The 22,685-nt window shown below is 65.8% G+C and carries 26 protein-coding genes and 1 tRNA gene; 23 read left to right on the forward strand and 4 right to left on the reverse strand.

Going from position 1 to position 22,685, the window contains the following annotated elements:
* Positions 1-21: 21 nt before the first annotated feature.
* Both AAFN88_RS13190 and AAFN88_RS13195 read right to left on the reverse strand, forming a co-directional pair.
* Positions 22-318, reverse strand: coding sequence for a hypothetical protein (locus AAFN88_RS13190; protein WP_347520778.1), 297 nt, complete (start codon positions 316-318; stop codon positions 22-24).
* 33 nt (positions 319-351) lie between these two features.
* Entirely contained in the window at positions 352-1,575 is a 1,224-nt protein-coding gene (locus tag AAFN88_RS13195) for an acyl-CoA dehydrogenase (RefSeq protein WP_347520779.1), read from the reverse strand.
* Between the two features lie 200 nt (positions 1,576-1,775).
* Here AAFN88_RS13195 and AAFN88_RS13200 point away from each other — a divergent pair, with 200 nt between their 5' ends.
* The 13 genes from AAFN88_RS13200 to AAFN88_RS13260 all read left to right on the forward strand — a co-directional run bounded on the left by AAFN88_RS13200 (position 1,776) and on the right by AAFN88_RS13260 (position 13,528).
* Positions 1,776-1,985: a hypothetical protein gene (locus tag AAFN88_RS13200; protein WP_347520780.1), complete on the forward strand. Its 210-nt coding sequence runs from the start codon at positions 1,776-1,778 to the stop codon at positions 1,983-1,985.
* A gap of 153 nt (positions 1,986-2,138) precedes the next feature.
* Entirely contained in the window at positions 2,139-2,576 is a 438-nt protein-coding gene (rpiB, locus tag AAFN88_RS13205) for a ribose 5-phosphate isomerase B (RefSeq protein ID WP_347520781.1), read from the forward strand.
* Positions 2,577-2,614: 38 nt separating this feature from the next.
* Positions 2,615-3,931, forward strand: a complete 1,317-nt coding sequence (gene glyA, locus AAFN88_RS13210; protein ID WP_347520782.1) for a serine hydroxymethyltransferase — start codon at positions 2,615-2,617, stop codon at positions 3,929-3,931.
* A gap of 81 nt (positions 3,932-4,012) precedes the next feature.
* Complete coding sequence (gene nrdR / locus AAFN88_RS13215) at positions 4,013-4,471, forward strand: transcriptional regulator NrdR (protein WP_193371227.1); 459 nt, start codon at positions 4,013-4,015, stop codon at positions 4,469-4,471.
* Positions 4,472-4,481: 10 nt separating this feature from the next.
* A complete protein-coding gene (ribD, locus tag AAFN88_RS13220) occupies positions 4,482-5,561 on the forward strand; it encodes a bifunctional diaminohydroxyphosphoribosylaminopyrimidine deaminase/5-amino-6-(5-phosphoribosylamino)uracil reductase RibD (RefSeq protein WP_347521671.1) in 1,080 nt (359 codons plus the stop codon).
* Positions 5,562-5,571: 10 nt separating this feature from the next.
* Positions 5,572-6,183 carry a riboflavin synthase gene (locus AAFN88_RS13225; protein WP_347520783.1) on the forward strand — a complete coding sequence of 204 codons (612 nt, stop codon included), beginning with the start codon at positions 5,572-5,574 and terminating at the stop codon, positions 6,181-6,183.
* A gap of 27 nt (positions 6,184-6,210) precedes the next feature.
* Entirely contained in the window at positions 6,211-7,359 is a 1,149-nt protein-coding gene (gene ribB / locus AAFN88_RS13230; RefSeq protein ID WP_347520784.1) for a 3,4-dihydroxy-2-butanone-4-phosphate synthase, read from the forward strand.
* A 10-nt stretch (positions 7,360-7,369) separates the two neighbouring features.
* Positions 7,370-7,846 carry a 6,7-dimethyl-8-ribityllumazine synthase gene (gene ribH / locus AAFN88_RS13235; protein WP_347520785.1) on the forward strand — a complete coding sequence of 159 codons (477 nt, stop codon included), beginning with the start codon at positions 7,370-7,372 and terminating at the stop codon, positions 7,844-7,846.
* 32 nt (positions 7,847-7,878) lie between these two features.
* Positions 7,879-8,403 carry a transcription antitermination factor NusB gene (gene nusB / locus AAFN88_RS13240; protein ID WP_347520786.1) on the forward strand — a complete coding sequence of 175 codons (525 nt, stop codon included), beginning with the start codon at positions 7,879-7,881 and terminating at the stop codon, positions 8,401-8,403.
* Positions 8,404-8,413: 10 nt separating this feature from the next.
* Positions 8,414-9,412: a thiamine-phosphate kinase gene (gene thiL, locus AAFN88_RS13245; RefSeq protein WP_347520787.1), complete on the forward strand. Its 999-nt coding sequence runs from the start codon at positions 8,414-8,416 to the stop codon at positions 9,410-9,412.
* A 107-nt stretch (positions 9,413-9,519) separates the two neighbouring features.
* Positions 9,520-9,978, forward strand: a complete 459-nt coding sequence (locus AAFN88_RS13250; protein ID WP_347520788.1) for a hypothetical protein — start codon at positions 9,520-9,522, stop codon at positions 9,976-9,978.
* Positions 9,979-10,107: 129 nt separating this feature from the next.
* Positions 10,108-11,265: an MFS transporter gene (locus AAFN88_RS13255; protein ID WP_347520789.1), complete on the forward strand. Its 1,158-nt coding sequence runs from the start codon at positions 10,108-10,110 to the stop codon at positions 11,263-11,265.
* Positions 11,266-11,428: 163 nt separating this feature from the next.
* Positions 11,429-13,528, forward strand: coding sequence for a sodium-translocating pyrophosphatase (locus AAFN88_RS13260; RefSeq protein WP_347520790.1), 2,100 nt, complete (start codon positions 11,429-11,431; stop codon positions 13,526-13,528).
* A gap of 127 nt (positions 13,529-13,655) precedes the next feature.
* On the opposite strand, the gene AAFN88_RS13265 is transcribed toward AAFN88_RS13260, so the two are convergent.
* Entirely contained in the window at positions 13,656-14,129 is a 474-nt protein-coding gene (locus AAFN88_RS13265; protein ID WP_347520791.1) for an outer membrane protein assembly factor BamE, read from the reverse strand.
* A 136-nt stretch (positions 14,130-14,265) separates the two neighbouring features.
* Here AAFN88_RS13265 and AAFN88_RS13270 point away from each other — a divergent pair, with 136 nt between their 5' ends.
* The 9 genes from AAFN88_RS13270 (at position 14,266) to AAFN88_RS13310 (ending at position 19,860) form a co-directional block, all read left to right on the forward strand.
* Positions 14,266-14,829 (forward strand): ubiquinol-cytochrome C chaperone family protein, encoded by a 564-nt coding sequence (locus AAFN88_RS13270; RefSeq protein WP_347520792.1) that lies wholly within the window; start codon positions 14,266-14,268, stop codon positions 14,827-14,829.
* 119 nt (positions 14,830-14,948) lie between these two features.
* Complete coding sequence (locus tag AAFN88_RS13275) at positions 14,949-15,497, forward strand: YceD family protein (protein ID WP_347520793.1); 549 nt, start codon at positions 14,949-14,951, stop codon at positions 15,495-15,497.
* 110 nt (positions 15,498-15,607) lie between these two features.
* Positions 15,608-15,790: a 50S ribosomal protein L32 gene (gene rpmF / locus AAFN88_RS13280; protein WP_347520794.1), complete on the forward strand. Its 183-nt coding sequence runs from the start codon at positions 15,608-15,610 to the stop codon at positions 15,788-15,790.
* Positions 15,791-15,852: 62 nt separating this feature from the next.
* Positions 15,853-16,899 carry a phosphate acyltransferase PlsX gene (gene plsX, locus AAFN88_RS13285; RefSeq protein ID WP_347520795.1) on the forward strand — a complete coding sequence of 349 codons (1,047 nt, stop codon included), beginning with the start codon at positions 15,853-15,855 and terminating at the stop codon, positions 16,897-16,899.
* Between the two features lie 2 nt (positions 16,900-16,901).
* On the forward strand, positions 16,902-17,873 hold the full coding sequence (locus tag AAFN88_RS13290) for a beta-ketoacyl-ACP synthase III (protein WP_347520796.1): 972 nt from the start codon (positions 16,902-16,904) through the stop codon (positions 17,871-17,873).
* Positions 17,874-18,019: 146 nt separating this feature from the next.
* Positions 18,020-18,352: an integration host factor subunit alpha gene (locus tag AAFN88_RS13295; protein ID WP_347520797.1), complete on the forward strand. Its 333-nt coding sequence runs from the start codon at positions 18,020-18,022 to the stop codon at positions 18,350-18,352.
* A gap of 34 nt (positions 18,353-18,386) precedes the next feature.
* Positions 18,387-18,782: a MerR family transcriptional regulator gene (locus AAFN88_RS13300; protein ID WP_347520798.1), complete on the forward strand. Its 396-nt coding sequence runs from the start codon at positions 18,387-18,389 to the stop codon at positions 18,780-18,782.
* A 109-nt stretch (positions 18,783-18,891) separates the two neighbouring features.
* Positions 18,892-18,968 (forward strand) — tRNA-Pro (locus AAFN88_RS13305).
* A 79-nt stretch (positions 18,969-19,047) separates the two neighbouring features.
* On the forward strand, positions 19,048-19,860 hold the full coding sequence (locus AAFN88_RS13310; protein ID WP_347520799.1) for a YdcF family protein: 813 nt from the start codon (positions 19,048-19,050) through the stop codon (positions 19,858-19,860).
* Between the two features lie 33 nt (positions 19,861-19,893).
* Here AAFN88_RS13310 and AAFN88_RS13315 read toward each other — a convergent pair whose 3' ends face one another.
* Positions 19,894-20,805, reverse strand: coding sequence for an SPOR domain-containing protein (locus tag AAFN88_RS13315; protein ID WP_347520800.1), 912 nt, complete (start codon positions 20,803-20,805; stop codon positions 19,894-19,896).
* Between the two features lie 201 nt (positions 20,806-21,006).
* On the opposite strand from AAFN88_RS13315, the gene AAFN88_RS13320 reads away from it, so the two are divergent.
* A complete protein-coding gene (locus tag AAFN88_RS13320; protein ID WP_347520801.1) occupies positions 21,007-22,650 on the forward strand; it encodes a DUF87 domain-containing protein in 1,644 nt (547 codons plus the stop codon).
* The last annotated feature ends 35 nt before the right edge of the window (positions 22,651-22,685 follow it).

Genomic DNA, 22,685 nt, shown 5'->3' on the forward strand with positions numbered 1-22,685 from the left:
GGTGTCGCCCAGGCGTCGGCCCTATTTCGGCGGAGCCATACCCCTGATGTCGCGCCAGTATTCTTCGGCGACATCCTCGTCGATCTCGACAGACATCGCGCTTTGCGAATAAAGGCGGTCTTTGCCGTCGCGGCGCGGGCCAGAGATCCAGAACTCCTCACCCGTTTCGACGTCGAAGTAGTTCGACTTGAATCCTTGACCATCCAGGCTCTGGAAGGCTCGGTCGCCGTAATAAATCGATTTGCCGGTCTTCGAGAATGTGACACGCCCAATCCGCGCCGACCCGTTCAGCGACTCGGATTTATTCTCAATGTACATGATCCGTGATTTCGGCATGGGCGGGCGATTGTCTTAGAAGAACGCTTGGATACCGGTCTGGGCGCGGCCCAGGATCAGGGCGTGGACGTCGTGGGTGCCCTCGTAGGTGTTCACCGCCTCCAGGTTCATGACGTGGCGGATGACGTGGTACTCGTCGGCCACGCCGTTGCCGCCGTGCATGTCACGGGCGGTGCGGGCGATGTCCAGGGCCTTGCCGCAGGAGTTGCGCTTACACAGCGAGATGGCCTCCGGCGCGCCCTTGCCGGCGTCCAGCAGGCGGCCGAGCTGCAGGCAGGCCTGCAGGCCGATGGTGATTTCCGTCTGCATGTCGGCCAGCTTCTTCTGGATCAGTTGGTTGGCGGCCAGCGGGCGGCCGAACTGCTTGCGCTCCAGGGTATAGCTGCGCGCCGCGTGCCAGCAGAACTCGGCAGCGCCCAACGCGCCCCATGAGATGCCGTAGCGTGCCTTGTTGAGGCAGCCGAAGGGACCTTTCAGCCCCTGGACGTTCGGCAGCAGGTTCTCTTCCGGCACGAAGACGTCGTCCATCACGATTTCGCCGGTGATCGAGGCGCGCAGCGAGAACTTGCCCTCGATCTTGGGGGCGGAAAGGCCTTCCATGCCCTTTTCCAGGATGAAGCCGCGGATGGTGTCGCTGTCGTCCTTGGCCCAGACGACGAAGATGTCGGCGATGGGCGAGTTGGTGATCCACATCTTGGCGCCCTTCAGGCGGTAGCCGCCGTCGACCTTCTTCGCGCGGGTCTTCATCCCGCCGGGGTCGGAGCCGTGGTCCGGCTCGGTCAGGCCGAAGCAGCCGACCAGCTCGCCGGTGGCCAGGCGCGGCAGATACTTCCGGCGCTGGTCCTCGGTGCCGTAGCTGTAGATCGGGTGCATGACCAGGCTGGACTGCACCGACATGGCCGAGCGGTAACCTGAATCGACCCGCTCCACCTCGCGGGCGATGAGGCCGTAGCAGACGTGGTTGACCCCGGCGCAGCCGTACTCCTCCGGGATGGTCGAGCCCAGGAAGCCCAGGGCGCCCATCTCGGTGAAGATGGCCCGGTCGAAGATCTCGTGGCGGTTGGCTTCCAGGATCCGCGGCATGAGCTGGTCCTGGCAATAGGCCCGGGCCGCGTCGCGCACCATGCGCTCCTCCTCGCTGAGCTGGTCCTCCAGCAACAGCGGATCCTCCCAGGCGAACTTGGCCTTGCCCGGGGCGGGGCTGGCGGGAGTGCTGGTGGCGGCGGTGGCCTGAGACATGGAATTCGTTCCTTGTAAGTGGGCAGCCTCGATGGCGTAGCTGGCCCAGATATAGCGCGGATTTCCCGACGCCTAAAGCGGCGCGGGCGGCCTATCGGCGGCGGCTGGCCGCTTCTCGTCAAACTATCACCCGGCTGCCCTAATTCGGCAACATTCGGCTGTTAAGGATTTGTTTGCCATAGATGATCGAAAATGAAGCCATGCCTCAATCACGCGAAATAATCTTTGAATTCCAGCGGGTCGGCGGATACGTGAAGGTTTCCGCCGTCGACACCCTGACCTCCGCCGAGGTCAGCATCGTCGGGCCGCCCTCGGCCGGGCAGGTGCAACTGGAGCGTCTGGCCGCCCAGAAGCTGGAATACGTCCTGGCCAAGCGCGCCGCCGGTCAGCGTGGCGGGATGCTGGTCTAGCGCCGGGGCCTCGCTCCCACCGGCGTCTGGCGCCTCTGCGACGTGAACTGACTTGATTCCGGCGCCGCGACACCTTGTGGCGCCTTTTCATCAGATTGCGACATATGGTAGGGTCCGCCGGTTTTTCCGAGACAGGCAGGCGTTCCCCCAACTATGGCATTCAAGTCGATCGCAATCGGCTCCGATCACGCTGGCTACGACCTCAAGGCGAAGCTGGCCGAGGAGCTGCGTTCTTCCGGGTATGAGGTGCTGGACTGCGGCACCGGCGACGCGACCAATTCGGTCGACTACCCCGATTTCGGCAAAGCGGTGGCCGAGGCCGTGACCTCGGGCAAGGTCGACGGCGGGGTCGTCGTCTGCGGCACCGGCATCGGTATCTCCATCGCCGCCAACCGCCATCCCGGGATCCGGGCGGCGCTATGCCACGACATCACCACCGCGCGCCTCTGCCGCGAGCACAATGATGCCAACGTGCTGGCCTTGGGCGCCCGCCTGGTCGGCGAGGTGGTTGCCAAGGACTGCCTGAACGCTTTCCTGACGACGGAGTTCGCGGGCGATCGTCACGCCCGCCGTGTCGAGAAACTAGGCTGAAACCGGGGCTCCGGCCCCTCGAGGAGTAGCAAGCGACGATGACCGCAGCGAATGCCGCCAAGACCCTGCCTCTGCAGAACGGTTTCTTTTCCGCGCACCTGAGCGAGACCGACCCGGAGCTGGCCGATGCCATCCGCGGCGAACTGCGCCGCCAGCAGGATCAGATCGAGCTGATCGCCTCGGAGAATATCGTCTCTCTGGCGGTGCTGGAGGCCCAGGGCTCGGTGCTGACCAACAAATACGCCGAGGGCTATCCGCACCGCCGGTACTACGGCGGCTGCGAGTATGTCGACGTGGCCGAGGAATTGGCCATCAAGCGGGCCAAGCAGCTTTTCGGCTGCGAGTTCGTCAACGTCCAGCCGCATTCGGGCGCTCAGGCCAACCAGTGCGTCGCCCTGGCCTTGCTGCAGCCGGGCGACACCATCATGGGCCTGGCGCTGTCGGCCGGCGGCCACCTGACCCATGGCGCGAGGCCGAACCTCTCCGGCAAGTGGTTCAATGCGGTGCAGTACGGGGTGCGCAAGGAAGACGGCCTCATCGACTTCGACGAGGTGGAGAAGCTGGCCCTGGAGCACAAGCCGAAGCTGATCATCGCCGGCGGCTCGGCCTATCCGCGCTTCATCGATTTCCCGCGCTTCCGCGAGATCGCCGACAAGGTCGGCGCCTACTTCATGGTGGACATGGCCCACTTCGCCGGCCTGGTGGCGGCCGGGGTACATCCCAGTCCGCTGCCGCACGCTCACGTGGTCACCACCACCACTCACAAGACTCTGCGCGCCGGGCGCGGCGGCATGGTGTTGTCGAACGATCTGGAGCTGGGCAAGAAAATCAACTCCGCGGCCTTTCCGGGTTTGCAGGGCGGTCCGCTGATGCACGCCATCGCCTCCAAGGCGGCGGCTTTCGGCGAGGCCTTGAGGCCCGAGTTCAAGGCCTATGCCCAGAGCGTGGTGGACAACGCCAAGGTCTTGGCCCAGACGATGATCGACGAAGGCTTCGATATCGTCTCGGGCGGCACGGATACGCACCTGATGCTGGTCGACCTGCGGCCCAAGAAGCTGACCGGCAATATCGCCGAGGAGGCTCTGGACCGTGCGGGCATCACCTGCAACAAGAACGGCGTCCCCTTCGATCCGGAAAAGCCGACGGTAACGTCCGGCATCCGGCTCGGCACGCCCGCTGCGACCACCCGCGGGTTCGGCACCGCCGAGTTCCAGCAGGTCGGCGCCTTCATCGGCCGGGTCCTGGACGGCCTGGCGCGGGATCCCGAGGGTAACGCCAAGGTGGAGGAGGAGGTGCGCGCCGAGGTCAAGGCGCTGTGCCATCGCTTCCCGATCTATCCGGATCTGGAGATTTGAACTTATTCGGAGGGCCGCATGGCCCTGCGGGCGCGGGCAATTGCCCGCGCAGGACGATTGGGAGCAGGAAGAGGGGGATAAATGCGCTGTCCGTTTTGCGGTAACGAGGACACGCAGGTCAAGGACTCGCGGCCGACAGAAGACAACTCGGCCATCCGGCGCCGCCGGCAGTGTCCGAACTGCGGCGCACGTTTCACGACCTTCGAGCGGGTGCAACTGCGTGAGCTGACGGTGGTGAAATCCACCGGCAAGCGCGAGCCTTTCGACCGGGACAAGCTGCTGCGCTCCATGACCACGGCGCTGCAGAAGCGTCAGGTCGATCCGGAGCGCATCGAGCGGGTGGTGAACGGCATCGTCCGCCGCCTGGAATCCTCCGGGGAATCGGAGATCCCGACCAAGCTGATCGGGGAGTTGGTCATGGATGCCCTGGCGACCCTGGATCAGGTGGCCTATGTGCGCTTCGCCTCGGTCTACCGCAACTTCCGCGAGGCCCGCGATTTCGAAGAGTTCATCGGCAAGCTCGGTGACGGGGACGACTGATCTCCAATACATGCGGGCCGCCCTGACGCTGGCGGCGCGCGGACTGGGCCGGGTTGCGCCCAACCCGGCCGTGGGCTGCATCATCGTCAAGGAAGGCCGCGTCGCCGGCCGCGGCTGGACCCAGCCCGGCGGCCGTCCTCATGCCGAGACGGAGGCCCTGCGCCAGGCCGGCCCGGCGGCTGCCGGCGCCACCGCCTATGTAACGCTGGAACCCTGCGCCCATCACGGCAGGACACCGCCCTGCGCCGAGGCCCTGGTGGCCGCCGGGGTGGCCCGCGTCGTCGTCGCTCTGGAAGACCCGGACAGCCGGGTGGCCGGACAGGGGCTGAAGATCCTGCGGGAGGCCGGCATTGCCGTCGACGTCGGCGTCTTTCGCGCCCAGGCCGAACGCCTCAATGCCGGCTTCCTGAAGCGGGTGATCAAGGGGCGGCCGCTGGTGGTGTTGAAGCTGGCCACCTCCCTGGATGGACGGATCGCCACGCACAGCGGCCACAGCCAGTGGATCACCGGGCCGCTGGCGCGGCGCCGCGCACATCTGCTGCGCGCCCGCGCAGACGCCGTGCTGGTGGGCAGCGGCACGGCGGTATTCGACAATCCTCGCCTCGACGTGCGTTTGGCGGGCATGGAAGACCGCCACCCGCTGCGCGTGGTGGTCGACGGGCGTCTGCGCCTGCCGCTGACTCACGACTTGGTGGCCCGAGCCGGGGAGGTGCCGACCCTGCTGGTGACCCACGACGGCAACCCGCGTGAGCGCCTGCAGGCTTACGAGGATGTCGGGGTCGAGGTGGTCCAGGTCGAGACCGACGCCGACGGCCACGTTTCCCTTGGGGCGGCCCTCGACCACTTGGGAGGGCGCGGCGTCACCCGCTTGCTGGTGGAGGGCGGCGGCCATCTGGCGGCGTCCTTGCTGCGCGGCAGGCTCGTCGACCGCCTGGCCTGGTTCCAGGCGCCTCTGGTCATCGGCGGCGACGGGGTTGCCGCGGTCTCCGGTTTCGGGGTTGATCGCCTGGATCAGGCGCCTAAGTTCCTTCAGGCCGCGATGGCCCAGCTTGGCCGCGACCGCATCGACATCTACAGCGCGGAAATCTGAAGGCTCCCCTATGTTCACTGGCATCATCACCGACCTCGGCGCAGTCCAGGCGATTGAGAGCCCCGGACCGGACGCCGGCGGGGCGGAGACGGACTGCCGCTTCGTCTTCAAGACTGGCTATGACACCGCGGGGATCGCCGAGGGCGCCTCCATCGCCTGCTCCGGGGTCTGCCTGACCCTGGTCGACAAGGGGCCCGGTTGGTTCGCCGCCGACGTCTCGGGCGAGACCCTGTCGCGCAGCACCCTGGGCGACTGGGCGGCGGGCACGCCGGTCAACTTCGAGCGCGCCATGAAACTGGGCGACGAGCTGGGCGGCCACATGGTCTCCGGCCACGTTGACGGCATCGCCGTGGTCGCCGATCGGCGGGCCGAGCAGGGCTCGATCCGCTTCACCTTCGAGGCGCCGGCGGAGCTTGCGAAGTTTATTGCCTCCAAGGGGTCGGTGGCGCTAGACGGCGTCTCGCTGACCGTCAACGAGGTCGATGGCCGCCGGTTCGGCGTCAACATCATCCCCCACACGGCGCAGGCCACCACCCTGGGCGGCAGGCAGCCGGGCGACCGGGTTAACCTGGAAATCGACATGCTCGCGCGCTACGTTCAGCGTCTCCTGGCGGCCTCCTGAGCGCCGCCGAACTGGGATCAGCTTTTGATGAACAAGTCCGAGGAACCCTGGCGGCTCACCTTCAGTGAGATGGTCTCTCCCATCGAGGAGATCATCGAGGAGGCGCGCAACGGCCGCATGTTCATTCTGGTCGATGACGAGTCGCGCGAGAACGAGGGTGATCTGGTCATCCCCGCCCAGATGGCGACGCCGGATGCGATCAACTTCATGGCGCGCTACGGCCGTGGCCTGATCTGCCTGGCGTTGACCCGTGAGCGCATCGAGGAGCTGGGCCTGCCGCTGATGGCGAGCAAGAACGAGTCGCGCCATCAGACCGCCTTCACGGTTTCCATCGAGGCGCGCGAGGGTATCACCACCGGGATCTCCGCGCCGGACCGGGCGCGTACGGTCGCCACCGCGATCGACCCCAGCAGGGGCCACGAAGACATTACGACGCCGGGCCACGTCTTTCCGTTGATGGCCCGCGATGGCGGCGTGCTGGTACGGACCGGCCACACCGAGGCCGCGGTCGACCTGGCCCGTCTTGCGGGGCTCAATCCTTCCGGTGTGATCTGCGAGATCATGAACGACGACGGCACCATGGCGCGGCGCGACGATCTCATTGCCTTCGCCCAGCGCCATGGCCTCAAGGTCGCGACCATTGCCGACCTCATCTCCTACCGCCGCCGGAACGACCATTTCGTCGAGCGGCGGCTGGAGAGCCGTTTCTCCAGCCGCTACGGCGGTGAGTTCAACTTGGCGCTTTTCGTCAACACCCTGAACTATGCCGAACACGTGGCGCTGTGGAAGGGCGATATCTCCGCCGAGGAACCGGTCCTGGTGCGCATGCACGCCATGAACGTCCTGGACGACGTACTGGGCGACAGTGCCAGCGGCAAGGCCGGCGAGCTGCAGCAGGCGATGCGCATGATCGGAGAGGCCGGGCGTGGCGTCGTGGTGCTGATCCGGGAGCCTTCCGCCGACGCGCTTTCAAGCTCCTTGGAATCGCGCCTGGGGGGCGAGCCCAAGGGCAGGGCACAGCTTCGGGATTATGGCGTCGGCGCGCAGATCCTGCTCGACCTCGGGGTGCGCGACATGATTTTGCTGTCCAACACCAAGCGCACCATCGTCGGCCTGGAGGGCTACGGCTTGAAGGTGGTCGGCCAGCGCGCCATCGAACCGGCCGGCAAGGCATAGGAACCAGGATATGAGCGACGGCAATCACGTGACCCCACATGTCCTGGTGGTGGAGGCCCGCTTCTACGAGGACATCGCCGATGCCCTCTACGAGGGCGCCAGCGCGACGCTGGAGGAGGCTGGCGTGACCCACGAGCGGATCAGCGTGCCCGGTGTCTTCGAGATCCCGGCGGTGATCCGCATGGCGGTGCGCTCGATGGATTTCTTTGCCGGGCGGCGGCGCTTCGACGGCTATGTCACCCTCGGTTGCGTGATCCGCGGCGAGACCACGCATTACGACTACGTCTGCGGCGAAAGTGCGCGCAAGCTGCAGGATCTCGCCTGCGAGCACACCTTGGCGCTTGGCTATGGCATCCTCACCTGCGAGAACATGGACCAGGCCTGGGTGCGCGCCGCTGTCGATCGGAAGAACAAGGGCAGGGATGCCGCCGAGGCCTGCCTGGCGATGCTCGACGTGAAGCGCCGCTTTCATCTGTTTCCACGCTGACCTCGGGGTCGGCCTTTTTGGACTCGCGATACGTGACCGATACTTCAAATCCGAAGCCGGCTTCCGGCGGCAGGCGCAGGCGGCCGTCGGGGCTCAGCGCCGCGCGTCTGCTGGCCGTGCAGGCCCTCTATCAGGTGGTCGTGGGCGATCAGAGCGCCCGGGACGTGCTGCGGGAGTTCCTTGAGCACCGCATCGACGAAGACATCGAGGGCCTCAAGCACGCCTCGGTGAATCGCGAACTGCTGACCGAGCTGGTCGAGGGCGTCTCCAAGACGGCCGACGAGTTGGATGACATGATCGCCGCCGTGCTGGACGAGGATTGGACCCTCGACCGGCTGGAAATCCTGCTGCATGCCTTGCTGCGGACGGCGGCTTTCGAACTGGCCGAACGCCTGGAGGTGCCGGCGCGGGTCGTTATTTCGGAATACGTCGATCTCGCCAACGCCTTCTTTGACGGCCGCGAAACCGCCTTCGTCAATGGGCTGCTGGACCGTCTGGCCCATGTGTTGCGGGCCGAGGAGTTCGGCGGCGAGGCGGATCTCTCCAAGCTGCGCTGAGGGCGCGGCGATGGCGACCGAGAAGCCCGGGCGGGCCGGCGAGTTCGAGCTGATCGAGCGCTACTTCGCGCCCCTGGCGGCCAAGGCGGAAGGCACATTCGGTCTGCACAACGACGCCGCCGTGCTGCCGGTCTCCCGAGGCGGGCGGCTGGTCACCACCGTCGACACCATGATCCAGGGACGGCACTTCCTGGACTGCCCGCCGGACCAAGTGGCCAAGAAGCTGCTGCGGGTCAACCTCTCGGATCTTGCGGCCATGGGAGCCGCGCCCTTCGGCTATCTGCTGGCTTCGGCCTGGCCCCTGGACATCGAGGAAGCCTGGATCGCCCGCTTCGCCGAGGGCCTGGCGGCGGACCAGGAGCTTTTCGGCGTGGCGCTCTACGGCGGCGACACCACCGGCACGCCGGGGCCGATGACCCTGAGCCTGACGGCTTTCGGCACGGTCGCCGGCGAGGCGGTGTTGGACCGGGGCTCGCTGCGGCCGGACGACGATATCTACGTCACCGGGACGATCGGCGAAGGCTATCTGGGGCTCTGCGCCTTGCGTGGCGAACTCGACAACCTGGACACTGCGACGCGGGCGGCTCTGGTCGCGCGTTACCGGCTGCCGGAACCGCGCCTGGCCGTCGGCCGTGCCTTGCTGGAGGAGGGGCTTGCCCGCTCCGCCCTCGACATCTCCGACGGCCTGGCCGCCGACCTCGGCCACCTGCTGGAGGCCTCCGGTGTCGGGGCGGAGATCGACTTGCCGGCGATCCCCTTCAGCGCGGCGGCGCAGGCGGGACTGGCCGCATTGGGGGCGCCCGCCGTGCGCCTGCTCACCGGCGGCGACGACTACGAACTGCTGTTTGCGGCGGCCCCGGCGGAGCGGGCGGCCGTGGGCGCGCTGGCTGCGCACTCAGGCGTCGCCATTACCCGGATCGGACGGGTGCGCCGCGAGCCCGGGCTTGCGGTGCGCGATGCGGCAGGCGCCGGGGTCTCTCTGGAGTCCGGCGGATGGACTCATTTCTAGCAATATTTCCAGATGCTTAACGCTTAACGCCATTTTTACCCTAAGGGCCTATCACGGAGGCTTGGAGTTCCGGCGTTTCGGCCGGCATCTCGGAAGGGTCGGGCGCCTTGCGGATCGTCATTCTCATCGTTGTGGCCTTGATCCTGCTGCTCGGCGGCGGCGGGGCGGCGTGGTGGTTCCTCTTGGGGCCGGGGGCCGAGCGCACGAACGAGCTGATCGCCGAGATCAACAAGCCGGAGCCCGTCTATATCCCGATGGATGCTCCCCTGGTCATTTCCCTCATCCAGGAAAGCGAAGTCACGCACCACGTGACCATGGACATCACCCTGTTGCTGGCGGACAACTATGACGCCGGCATGACCCAGCAGAACAAAGCCCGCCTGCACGATGCCTTTCTGACGGAGCTGCACAGCCTCTTCGCCCTGCGCGTGGTCCGCAATGCGGGCTTCGAATCCGATCTGGTCAAGCAACGGCTGCTGGGGGTCTGCGACCGTCTGCTGGGCAAGGGGATCGTCTCGGACATCATCCTTCGCGAAGTGGAACGCCGCCAGCCGCGCAAGGTCTGATCACGGCCGCGTTTCCCCAGCCGCCAGTTCGACGCATAGCAGCCTTGCGCGCCAAGATAGCGCGCTGCCTTTCGCTTCGCGATGCGGTAGCTTGGCGCCATGGAATCAGTAGTACACCAGCGGTCCAGCATGCCCAGTGTGGCAATTCTGGCCGTCTGCCAGGCACTCGGCATGAGCTGCATGGCTCTCTCCATCACCATTACAGCCCTGGTTGGCAGTTCTCTGGCGCCCAGCCCCTCGCTCGCCACCCTGCCGCTGTCCCTGCAGTTCGTCTCCACCGCCCTGCTGACCATTCCGGTTTCGCTGCTGATGGGGCGCTTCGGGCGGCGGACCGGTTTCACCCTCGGCAGTCTGCTGGGCATCATCGGCGGTGCGGTATCCTGCGCGGCGGTTTTCTTGGCGGACTTCTGGCTGTTCTGCGTGGGGGCCGGGTTCCTCGGTGGGTTCGCCACCCACGTGGCGCTCTATCGATTTGCCGCGGCGGACGTGGCCGGGCCGGCGCAGCGCAGCCGCGCGATCTCCTATGTCATGGTCGGCGGCGTTATCGCGGCGATCCTGGGGCCCGAACTGGCCAAATGGAGCAGGGATCTCTTCGCTCCGGTGCTCTTCGCCGGCGGCTATGCGTCGCTGTCGGTGCTGGCTTTCGGTACCCTGGTGCTGGTCCAGCTCGTGGCGCTGCCGGCGCCGCTTTCCCGCCATGACCGCGTCAAGGGGCGTCCGCTGGCGGAGATCGTCCGCCAGCCGACCCTGATCGTCGCGGTGCTCTGCGCCATGGTCTCCTATGGGGCCATGAACCTGGTCATGGTGTCGACTCCGCTGGCCATGGTGGCCTGTGCCCATCCCTTCGAAACCGCGGCCTTCGTCATCCAATGGCATGTCGTGGGCATGTATGCGCCTTCCTTCGTCACCGGGCATCTCATCCACCGGGTAGGGGCCGAGCGGGTCATCGCCGTCGGCGGGGTGCTGATATTGGCCTGCGCGGCGATCAACCTCTCCGGGGTTGAGGTGCTGCAGTTCTGGTCCGCCCTGGCCTTGTTGGGGGTTGGCTGGAATTTCATGTTCGTGGGCGGCACGGCGCTGCTGACCGAGACTTACCGTGTCGAGGAGCAGTCCCGGGTTCAGGCCTTCAACGAGTTCATGGTCTTCGGCACCACGGCCGTCACCGCCCTGGCTTCCGGCGCTCTGTTCAGCGCTTTCGGCTGGCAGGCGGTCAATATCGGCATCATCGCGCCGGTCCTGATCGCCACCCTGGCACCCGTCTGGCTCCACCGTCGGCACAGGGCCTAATCATAACGCTGAGGTCCTGCTGCCGAGCGGCTTGCAAACGGTTGCTATCGCAGGCTGGTTCTGGCATTTTCCGCGCGATTCTGGGGCGCTCCGATGGGGCAGCGAATCTAGCGCCCGGCCTGTCGAAGGCAGGTTGGACTAATCTATCTTGAGGGAACTCCATATGGAAATCTTGTACTTGGTGCTCGGCTGCGGCTTGCTGGCACTGCTTTATGGTGCTTGGGCATCGCAGTCGGTGCTGTCGGCGCCGGCTGGCAACGAGCGCATGCAACAGATCGCCGGGGCGATCCAAGAGGGCGCGAAGGCTTATCTGAACCGCCAGTATCGGACGATCGCCCTGGTGGGTATCGTCATTTTCGTCCTCCTGTCCGTATTCCTCGGCCTCAAGGACGGCATCGGCTTTCTGATCGGCGCGGTGCTTTCGGGCGCCGCCGGCTACCTCGGTATGCACGTCTCCGTGCGCGCCAACGTGCGCACGGCGGAGGCTTCCCGCAAGGGCTTGGCCCAGGGGCTGTCGATCGCCTTCCGGGCCGGCGCCATCACCGGCATGTTGGTCGCCGGTCTGGCCCTGCTGGCGGTGGCCGGCTACTACGTGGTTCTGCTGTCGATGGAGGTTCCCGAGCGTGAGATTTCCGTGGCTCTGGTGGCCCTCGGCTTCGGCGCCTCGCTGATTTCCATCTTCGCCCGTCTCGGCGGCGGCATCTTCACCAAGGGTGCCGACGTCGGCGCCGACCTTGTGGGCAAGGTCGAAGCTGGCATCCCTGAGGATGATCCCCGCAACCCGGCGGTGATCGCCGACAACGTGGGCGACAACGTGGGCGACTGCGCCGGCATGGCCGCGGACCTCTTCGAGACCTACGTGGTCACCGTGGTCGCGACCATGGTGTTGGCCACCATCTTTGCGGCGCAGGACCCGAACATCGCCTCCCTGGTCATCTTCCCGCTGGCCCTGGGCGGCGCCTGTATCATCGCTTCCATCTTCGGCACCTTCTTCGTGAAGCTGGGTGCTTCGCAGAGCATCATGGGCGCCCTCTACAAGGGTTTCATCGCCTCCGCGGTGATCTCCGCGGTGCTGCTGTGGCCGGTGACCGACTACGTGGTCGGCATGGACACGGTGATGACCGCCCGCGGCATCAGCTTCTCGGGCCTTGATCTCTACATCTGCGGCATCGTCGGCCTGGTGGTGACGGGTGCGATCATCTGGATCACCGAGTACTACACCGGCACCGAGTATCGTCCGGTGCGCTCGGTCGCGCAGGCCTCGGTGACCGGTCACGCGACCAACGTCATCCAGGGCCTGGCCATCTCCATGGAAGCCACGGCGGTTCCGGCGCTGATCATCTGCGCCGGCATCATCACCACCTTCCTGCTGGCCGGCCTGCTGGGCATCGCCATCGCCGTGACCACCATGCTGGCCCTGGCCGGTATGGTCGTGGCGCTGGATGCTTACGGCCCGGTGACCGACAACGCCGGCGGCATCGCCGAGATGGCGGAATTGGAAGCTGACGTGCGCAAGACCACCGACGCACTCGACGCGGTGGGCAACACCACCAAGGCCGTGACCAAGGGCTACGCCATTGCCTCGGCCGGCCTGGGTGCGCTGGTGCTTTTCGCGGCTTATACCTCCGACCTGGAGCTGTTTATCGCCGAAGGCGCGATTGACCTGGGTGATGCGGCGGTGAACTTTTCGCTGTCCAGCCCCTATGTCGTGGTGGGCCTCATCATCGGCGGCCTGCTGCCCTATCTCTTCGGAGCCATGGGCATGACCGCGGTCGGCCGTGCGGCCGGTGCGGTGGTGCTGGAGGTCCGGCGTCAGTTCAAGGAAATCCCGGGCATCATGGAAGGCACGGCCAAGCCGGAATACGGCACCTGCGTCGACCTGCTAACCAAGGCGGCGATCAAGGAGATGATCATCCCCTCGATGCTGCCGGTGCTCTCGCCGATCGTGCTGTACTTCATCATCCTGGCGATCGGTGGTCAGGCCGCGGCGCTCTCCGCCGTTGGTGCCATGCTGCTGGGCGTGATCGTGACCGGCATTTTCGTCGCCATCTCCATGACGGCTGGCGGCGGCGCCTGGGACAACGCCAAGAAGTACATCGAAGACGGCAACCACGGCGGCAAGGGCTCGGAAGCCCACAAGGCCGCGGTGACCGGCGATACCGTGGGTGATCCTTACAAGGATACCGCCGGCCCGGCCGTGAACCCGATGATCAAGATCACCAACATCGTGGCCCTGCTGCTGCTGGCGGCGCTGGCCCAGTAAGGCGCTTCGCCGCGCCTCCCCAGGGTTCCGGGGAGGCGCGGCGCAAACGGTAAAGGCCCTGGAAGCGTTCCGCTTCCAGGGCCTTTTTCCGTAATCGCTACACCCCGCCCGGCGCGGGGCCGCCGTGTCAGAGCGGGCTGGAGAACTTGCCGATATTGCCGAACAGCTGCTGCAGCAGCGTCAGGTCGCGCCCTTCCGTCGGCGTTTCCCGGTCGACGGGATCGACGTCCTGCGCATCGGCCAGGGTATAGTTGGTGGTGCCTTGGACCAGCCCGGATTCGTCGAAGGTGATGACCAGGATGTTGCGGTCGATCACCGAGGGCTTCATGAAGGCGATCTCTTCAGTCTTCTGCCCGATGTAGTACCACTTGCGGTCTTGGAAGGTGGACACGGTGGAGGGGGAGCCGAGCAGGTCGATGATGTCCTGGCGGCTGTGAACCCCCGGCTCGATTTCGGCGACGTCCTCGGGATCTGGTGTGTTGCCGCGCAGCTGAACGGTGTTGCCACAGGCCGACAGCCCGACCGCGGCGCTGGCCAGCACCAGGCAAACGCCCAGGCCCGGCAGCTTCGTACCGAGGCGGCCTCGCTTCGTCGCTTTCACGTCATACCTCTCGTTTGACCCCGAATAGCTTGATTAAACCCGCGGGTGGTGCCATTTCAAGACCTTAATTGGAGTAGGCGCCGGGGCAGCCGGGTCCGGCCGCCGCCCTTTACCCCGAGTTCGCGAACCTAGAGCCATGATTTGGAAGCGCCTCTTCAGTTCCCAGCCGCGCAGTGAGCAGGCTTGGCCTCTCTACGGCGTCATCGTCGACCAGGCCCGGAACCCCATCCTCTACCGGGACTATGGGATCCCAGATAGCCTGGACGGACGATTCGAGGCGATCGTTTTGCATCTGGTTTTGGTGCTGCGCCGCCTGAAGCGGGAGTTTCCGGCCGGCCTCGACTTGGCGGAGGCCCTGCAGGAGGTGTTTTTCACCGATATGGACCGTTCGCTGCGCGAGATGGGGGCGGGAGATCTGGGGGTCGGCAAGCGCGTGAAGAAGATGGCCGAGGGTTTCATGGGGCGCCTGGCGGCGTATGAGGCGGCGCTGGATGCGGTGGCGCCGCGCGGGACAGCGGAATTGGAAGCCGTGCTGCGGCGCAATGCCTTGGGCACCCTGCCGGCGGGGGGCGGGGATGCCATGGCTCTTGCCGGCTATGTCCTGGCGCAGGAAGCGGTGCTGGAAGCCCAGGACGGTGCCGATCTGCGCGCGGGCAGCCTGACCTTCGCCGCGCCCTCCGTGGTGCCGGCGGACGACTGAAAAAAGCGAGGAAATCCGCTGTTCGCGGTCCTACGGAAGGGGCCCTGGAAGGGGATTGACCAAGACCCGCGCAACCCCTATGGTGCGCCGCTTTTCGGCGCCGGGAGCGGAGGATCGCCGTGTCGGGTTCAGCCGCTGAGGCAACCAACGAGTTTTCGCGGATTGTGACGCCGGACCGCCTGGGCGGCCCGGCGGTGGTGGAATCGATTGAAGCCACGGCCGCGGAGCGAGAGGCTGTGGCCCGGCGTCTGGGGGTGCTGGGCATCGACCGGTTGACGGCCGAAGCGACGGTGAAATCCGTCGGCGATCGACTGTTCCGGGTCCGGGGCCGCTGGAAGGCCGAGCTACGGCAGGCCTGCGTGGTGACGCTGGAGCCCGTTCCCCAGAGCCTCGAAGGCGATCTCGAGGCCGCTTTCCAGCCCGGTGGCGGTGCCGGGGCGGCTTCTGACGGCGACGTCCTGATCGACCCGGAAGCGGCCGATCCCGCGGAGTTCCTGCCGGAAGAGGGGATCGACCTGGGCGAGTTGGCGGTTCAGGAACTTTCGGTTGCGTTGGATCCCTACCCCCGTGCGCCGGGTTCGGAGATCCCGGCGGAGTACCGGCCACCGGCGGTAGAAGAGAAAGAGGGGCCTTTTGCGGCACTGAAAGTGCTGAAAGGTGATGAATAGGGTAAGATTTATCTGCGACTTTACCCCGGCTGTGCTTGCTGCCAGGGCCTAGATTGGCTAATTAGGCGCTTGAGATGTCGGCTGTCGCTTGACGATGAAAGACGAGAATCATGGCTGTTCCTAAGAGTAAAATTTCCAAATCGCGTCGTAATCAGCGCCGCGCCCACGATGCCCTGACCGCCGGGAGCTACCACGAGTGCTCCAACTGCGGCGAGTTGAAGCGCCCTCACCATGTCTGCCCGGCCTGTGGTCACTATGACGGCCGGGAAGTTACGGAATCCGAGGGTCTCTAGGTAGCTGTCCGCCGGGCGGCCCCCGCGGCCGCGGTTTCGGCGGACCTACCTTATGAGGGCACATGGGCAAAGCGCTCACAATCGCATTGGATGCCATGGGCGGGGACGCCGCCCCGAAGATGGTCGTGCGCGGCGCTTCTATAGCGCTGGAGCGCTTTCCCGAAGTTCGCTTCATCATGTTCGGGCGGGAGCGCGAGATTGCGCCCCTGTTGAAGAACAAAGGCCGCCTGCAGGAAGTCACCACCCTGCGCCACACCGACGATGTGGTGGGCAGTGACGCGAAGCCGTCGGTTGCCCTGCGCTCCGGCCGCCAGTCCAGTATGCGACTGGCGATCGATGCGGTGCAGGCAGGCGAGGCCGATTGCGTCGTTTCCGCCGGTAACACCGGCGCCCTCATGGCCATGGCCAAGTTCGTGCTCAAGACCTTGCCGGGCATCAACCGGCCGGCCATCGCATCCTTCTTCCCCACGATGCGCGGGGAATCGGTGATGCTCGATCTGGGCGCCAACGTACAGTGCGATGCCCAGAACCTGGTCGACTTCGCGGTGATGGGCAATGCCTTCGCCCGTTCCGTCCTCGGTTTGCAGGAGCCCAGCTACGCCTTGCTGAACGTCGGCTCCGAGGAGATCAAGGGGCACGAGTCGTTGCAGGAGGCGAGCGCCATTCTGCGTGCCAGCGGGCTGCCCGGAAAGTTCCTGGGCTTCGTGGAGGGCGACGACATCGCAAAGGGCACGGCCGACGTGATCGTTACCGACGGGTTCACCGGCAACGTCGCGCTGAAGACGGCGGAGGGCACGGCCAAGCTGATCAACGAATACATGCGCCACACTTTCCGATCGTCGTTGCTGGCCGGACTCGGCTATCTGCTGGCGCGCCCGGCCATGCGTAAGTTGCGCAAGCGGGTCGATCCGCGCGGTTACAACGGGGCCATGTTCCTCGGCCTGAACGGGATTGCGGTGAAGAGCCACGGCGGGACCGACGCCCTGGGCTTCGCCAACGCCATCGGCGTTGCTGTGGACATGCAGCGCCATGGTATCATCGAGAAGATTCGCACCGACCTCACCCTTCTGGACCGTAGTCCCGGTAACGCTCAGGCGGCAGTCGTATAAACATGCATCGTTCCATCGTCACGGGGTGTGGAGCCTATCTGCCCGCCCAAATCGTCACCAACGAGGACCTTGCGAAAAAGGTCGACACCAGCGACGAATGGATCCGCCAGCGCACCGGCATCCGTCAGCGCCACATCGCCGCGGAAGGGGAGATGACCTCGGACCTCGGCACCGCCGCGGCCAAGGAGGCCATGGCTCAGGCTGGCATTTCACCGGCCGATGTCGATCTGATCGTCTGCGCGACCTCGACTCCGGACGAGACCTTTCCGGCCACCGCCACGCGCATTCAGGAGCACTTGGGCGTCACCCAGGGCGCGGCCTTCGACGTGCAGGCAGTGTGCAGCGGCTTTGTCTACGGCCTCTCGGTGGCCGACAACTTCCTGCGCGTCGGTCAGGCCAAGACGGCCCTGGTGATCGGCGCGGAGACCTTCTCGCGCATACTCGATTGGGAAGACCGCACCACCTGCGTGCTGTTCGGCGACGGCGCCGGCGCCGTGGTGCTGCAGGCGACCAACGGGGCAGGCGCCGCCAGCGCCCGAGGGGTGCTCTCGACCCATCTCTTCTCCGATGGCCGTCATCATGACGCTCTCTATGTCGACGGCGGCCCGTCCTCCACCGGCAAGGTCGGCCACCTGCGCATGGAGGGCAAGGAGGTGTATCGGCACGCCGTGGTGCGCATGGCCGAGGCCATCGACGCCGCCCTGGACGCCAACGGCTTGACCCCGGGGGATATCGACTGGCTGGTGCCGCATCAGGCGAATATGCGCATCATCGAATCCATGGGCCGGCGTCTGAACCTGCCCAGCGACCGGGTGGTGGTGACCGTGGACCGTCATGCCAACACCTCGGCGGCCTCCATCCCGCTGGCCCTGACCGACGCGGTCAGCGACGGCCGGATCCAGGGTGGTGACCTTATCTGTATGGAGGCCATGGGCGGCGGATTCACTTGGGGTTCGGCCCTGGTCCGCTGGTAACGCGCCGCCTTCGACCGGAGGATCGGCGGAGGCCTTCCGAATTTGCGTCAAAAATTAGCCGCATCCCACGGTATTCCCTAGATAATTGACCGAATTTTTCGGGTGCGTTAAGCTCCCCCGTTGGTCGAACGCAAGAGGAGGGGGGAATGGCCGGTGGGACGATAACCCGGGCGGACCTAAGCGAGGCTGTTTACCAGGAAGTCGGGCTGTCGCGGAACGAGTCCGCGGAGTTGGTCGAATCGGTTTTGAATGAGATATCTGACGCCTTGGTGCGTGGCGAGATGGTGAAACTGTCGTCCTTCGGCAGCTTCTCGGTGCGCGAGAAGGGCGAGCGCATTGGCCGTAACCCGAAGACCGGTGAAGAGGTGCCGATCCTGCCGCGTCGGGTACTGGTCTTCAGGGCCTCGCACGTGCTGAAGAACCGCATTAACAGTGCGCTCAGCAGCCCGTCCGCGGCCCAGAGTGAAGTTGAAGCCTAGCGTCTTCGGATAGCTGAACGAAATAAAGGTCAGCATGCCAGCCAGTCGACCCGCCGGAAAATCAGCAGCTGCTTTTCGGACGATCAGCGAAGTCAGCGACGAACTTGAGGTTCCGCAGCACGTTCTCCGGTTCTGGGAAGGCAAGTTCAGTCAGGTGCGGCCGCTGAAACGGGGCGGGGGGCGCCGCTACTACCGGCCGGAAGATATCAGTCTGCTGCGGCGGATCCGGGATCTGCTCTATAGCGAAGGTTATACCATCAAAGGGGTGCAGCGCCTGCTGCGCGAGGGACGAGGCAAGGACGGCGAGGCGCCGGACGAGGTTCCGGAATCGCCGGGGTCCGACGGTCAGGCCAAGGCGATCCAAGCGGCCATCGACGAACTCAGCGAACTGAGGGACATGCTCAAGGCAGCCGCCAAGGGGGCTTCTTGAGCCCGGTTCCGGCTTCCACGGTGGCTGAGAGGAATCGTTGCCTTCCCCCAAGAGCCCGGCTATACAGGGCCGCGAAGGGCGCAGTGCCGTTTTTCGGCCCTAATTCTGGCGGAGCGTAGCGCAGCCTGGTAGCGCACCACACTGGGGGTGTGGGGGTCGTGGGTTCAAATCCCGCCGCTCCGACCATTCTTCAAGAAAGCCGTTCCGGTCTTCGCCGGGACGGCTTTTTTGCTTGTGGCCGTTGCAAAGAGCTTGAGGAAAATCAATGGCTACCGCGTTTTTTCTCTTGTCTAAGATCGGTTGGTTTCTGCTGAAGCCGCTGAACTCCCTGCTGCTCGGCTTGCTGATCTGGCTGTGCTGCCGCCGCCTCGGCTGGCGCGCCACGGCTCGTGCCTTCGGCGTGGTGCTGCTGCTCTACGGCGGCGCCATTGTGCTGACGCCCTTGCCGGAACTGGCCCTGCGCAGCCTGGAAAACCGTTTTCCCGCCGACCAAGCCAACCCCGGCACCGTTGCCGGCATCATCGTCCTGGGCGGCGCGACGGACAGCGGCGCGGTCGCGGCGGCCCGCGGCCAAGTGGGACTGAACGGCAACGCGGAGCGGCTCACCACCGCGGTGGCGCTGCACCGGATCATGCCGGACCGGGCGATTATCGTCTCGGGATTCTCCGGCCGTCTCCAGCCGAGCGGGTGGAACGAGGCGGAAATCACGCGCCGCTTCTTCGAGCAGTTGGGGGTCGCGATGTCGAAGGTGCGTTTCGAGGCGCAGTCCCGCAATACGGCGGAGAACGCGCGCTTTACCACAGGGCTGATCGGCCGTGACGGCGCGGCTGGGGCGCGGCCCTGGCTGCTGATTACCTCGGCGGCGCATATGCCCCGCGCCGTGGCCAGCTTTCGGGCCTATGGATTGCCGATAGTGCCCTATGCGGTCGACTACCGGACCGAGCCGCGTCATGTCGTCTGGCCGCGGGATATCGGCGGTTCGTTGAGCCTGGCCGAGATGGCGCTTCACGAATGGTTGGGATTGGCTGTCTACTTCATCACCGGACGCAGCGCGGAGCTGTTCCCGGCGCCGCAATGATTGCCGGCGCCTGTGCGGCGGTGGACTGCCGGCTCAGGAAGCGGATTTCGCCGCCGGCTGGACGGGCAGAACCCGGCAGTATTGCTTGACGTTGCGGGCCTTGACCTCCGCGCAAGCTTCTCTGGCGGAGCTGGGCGAGGGAAGGGGGCCGGCCAGGATCCGGTAGAAGGTGCCCTTCTCACCCAGTTCGGCGCGGCGGATTTCCGCCTCTAGCCCGCCCAGCGTCACCGGGAAATCGCGTTTCAGATTGCCCCACTCCCGCTTTGCCGCTTCTTCGCTGCGCAGGGAGGAGAGATGCAGGACCATGGCGTGGCCGTTGTCGGCCTTGGCCGCCGGCGCCGCTTCGGAGGCCTTGGAGGCGTCCTGCGGCGGCTCTTTCCCGGCCACGGCTCCTGCCGTCTGGGGCTTGGGCAAGGGCAAGGGGGGGAGCGCGCTTTTCGCCACTTTGTCCCCGTCCTGCAGCGGTTTATCGCCGCCGGCTTTCTTGCCGCTGTCCTGGGGGGCTTTGGCCTTGGCCGGCGCCTGGGGGCCTGGCGCCGGGACCAACAGGCCGCTGGCCGCATCGGCGACCGTGCCTTCCGGTTCCGAGGGTGCGAACGCCGGCATGGCTTGGTCTCCGAGCTCCGCCCGGGGCGGTGCCGCCGGCTGCGAAGGCGGTTGGGCCGGTACCGGTCGGGCCGTGCGCTCGCCGTTCCGGTCCGTCCGCGGAGGCTCGACGGTCTCCGCCGTGTACTTCCCGGTCTCCTCGGCGTCGGGATCTTCGTCCAACTCATGTGCGGTCTGCAGGATGGAGGCCTCCAGACGGTTGGCCCAACCCTTGGTGTCGTCGTAGATGGCATCGCAGCCGCCGAGCAGCACCGGCAGCGCCCACAGCAGCAGGGCGGCCCCGGCGAGGCCGGGAGCGGTCTTGGCTGTGGGGGCTCGGTACTCTTGGAACTGGGGCATTTGGCGGCCTTTCGCGGCGGTGCCCGGCCGGTTTCCCCGCGAAACCGGCCAACAACCTGCCAGCCTAGGTGTTCTATGGTTTAAAATCCTTAAATGACCGAGGCTTAGAGACTTTTCCTAAGCTTTGCTCCTTTCGCTATTGCTTAACGTCTGGCTGCAATGATTCGGCCCGAAAACCAACGGATCGGGTGCAGTCAGCAGATGCAGAACGTTCAGCAGATGGACCTGCCGAAGGCGGCGCTTTCGGACTTCAAGGTCGGGCACATCATCTCCGTCACGGGTTCAAAGGTGACCGCCAGCCTGGTGCCCACCGGGCCGGGCCCCGAGGCTGCGCGCCAGCTCAACGAGGCGGTGCAGATCGGCGCCTTGGTGAAGATGCAGACCCCGGGCTCGACCGCCTTCGGCATCGTTTCCAGCCTGGCCACCGGAAATCCTTCACCCTCGCCGGAGTTCGGCGAGCAGTGGGTCATGGAGATCGACCTCTTCGGCGAAAGCCTCGAAAAGGAAAACGGCGACTTCGACCTGCTGCGCGGCGTGTCCCTCTATCCCGGGCTGGGCGAGGCGGTCTACGCCACCTCGATGGTCGAACTGCAGCAGATCTACAAGCGCCCCAAGGGGTCCAACGTGAAGATCGGCACCTTGCACCAGAACGAGGAACTGCCGGCCTACCTCGTCACCGACGATCTGCTGGGCAAGCACTTCGCGATCCTGGGCACTACCGGTTCCGGTAAGTCCTGCGCCCTGGCCACGGTGCTGCACGCCATCCTGGGCGCCCACCCCTTCGGGCATGTGGTGCTGCTGGATCCCCATAACGAGTACACCCGCGCTTTCGACGGGCTGGCCGAGATCGTCACGCCGGAGAACCTGCAGCTACCCTATTGGCTGTTGAACTTCGAAGAGATGGTCGAAGTGCTCTGCAGCCGCGACGAGAACAGCCGTTCCTCGGAATCCTTCATCCTGAAAGACGCCATCCAGCTTGCAAGGCGCGGGGCGGCGGAGAATGAGGAAGAGGGCCGCTACATCACCGTGGACACGCCGGTGCCCTATCCTCTGAGCGCCCTGATGCACAACATCGAAGCGGCCATGGGACAGCTGCAGAAAGCCGAGCAGGCCAAGCCCTACCTGCGCCTGCGATCGCGTATCGAGGCGCTGCGCAGCGACCGCCGCTACGCCTTCATGTTCTCCAGCCTGTCGGTGCGGGATACCTTGGCGGATGTGCTTGCCCGCCTGATCCGGGTGCCGGTCGAGGGCAAGCCGCTAACCATCTTCGATCTCTCCGGCGTGCCTTCGGAGATCGTCGACGTGGTTGTCTCGCTGCTGTGCCGCACGCTCTTCGACTTCGTGGTATGGAGCGAGCGGGAGTCGGCGGTGCCGGTCTTGCTGGTCTGCGAGGAAGCGCACCGCTATATCCCCCATGACCAGAGCAAGGGCTTCGAGCCGACGCGCCGCATGATCGCGCGCATTGCCAAGGAAGGACGCAAGTACGGTCTCTCGCTCGGCCTTGTGTCGCAGCGCCCTTCTGAGCTGTCGGAAACCATCCTCTCCCAGTGCTCGACGCTCTTCGCGCTGCGCATGGGCAATCAGAAGGACCAGGATTTCGTCCGCCAGGCCCTCCCTGAAAGCGCGGAGGGAATGCTGAACTCGCTGCCGGCCCTGCGCAATCAGCAGGCCGTGGTCGTGGGTGAAGGTGTGGTGCTGCCGATGCGGATCCGCTTCGATCATCTGCCGGACGAAAAGAGGCCGCACAGCGACACGGCTTCTTTCGCTACGGAATGGCAGAAGGAAGACGCACCCGAAGGCTTCGTGAAACGCACGATCGAGCGCTGGCGCAAGCAGATTCGCTGATCACCCGCCGCAAGGGCGCGGGACGGAGACGGGAC

It is taken from the genome of Pelagibius sp. CAU 1746, from assembly GCF_039839785.1.
In the GTDB taxonomy this organism is placed as follows: Bacteria; Pseudomonadota; Alphaproteobacteria; order Kiloniellales; family Kiloniellaceae; genus Pelagibius.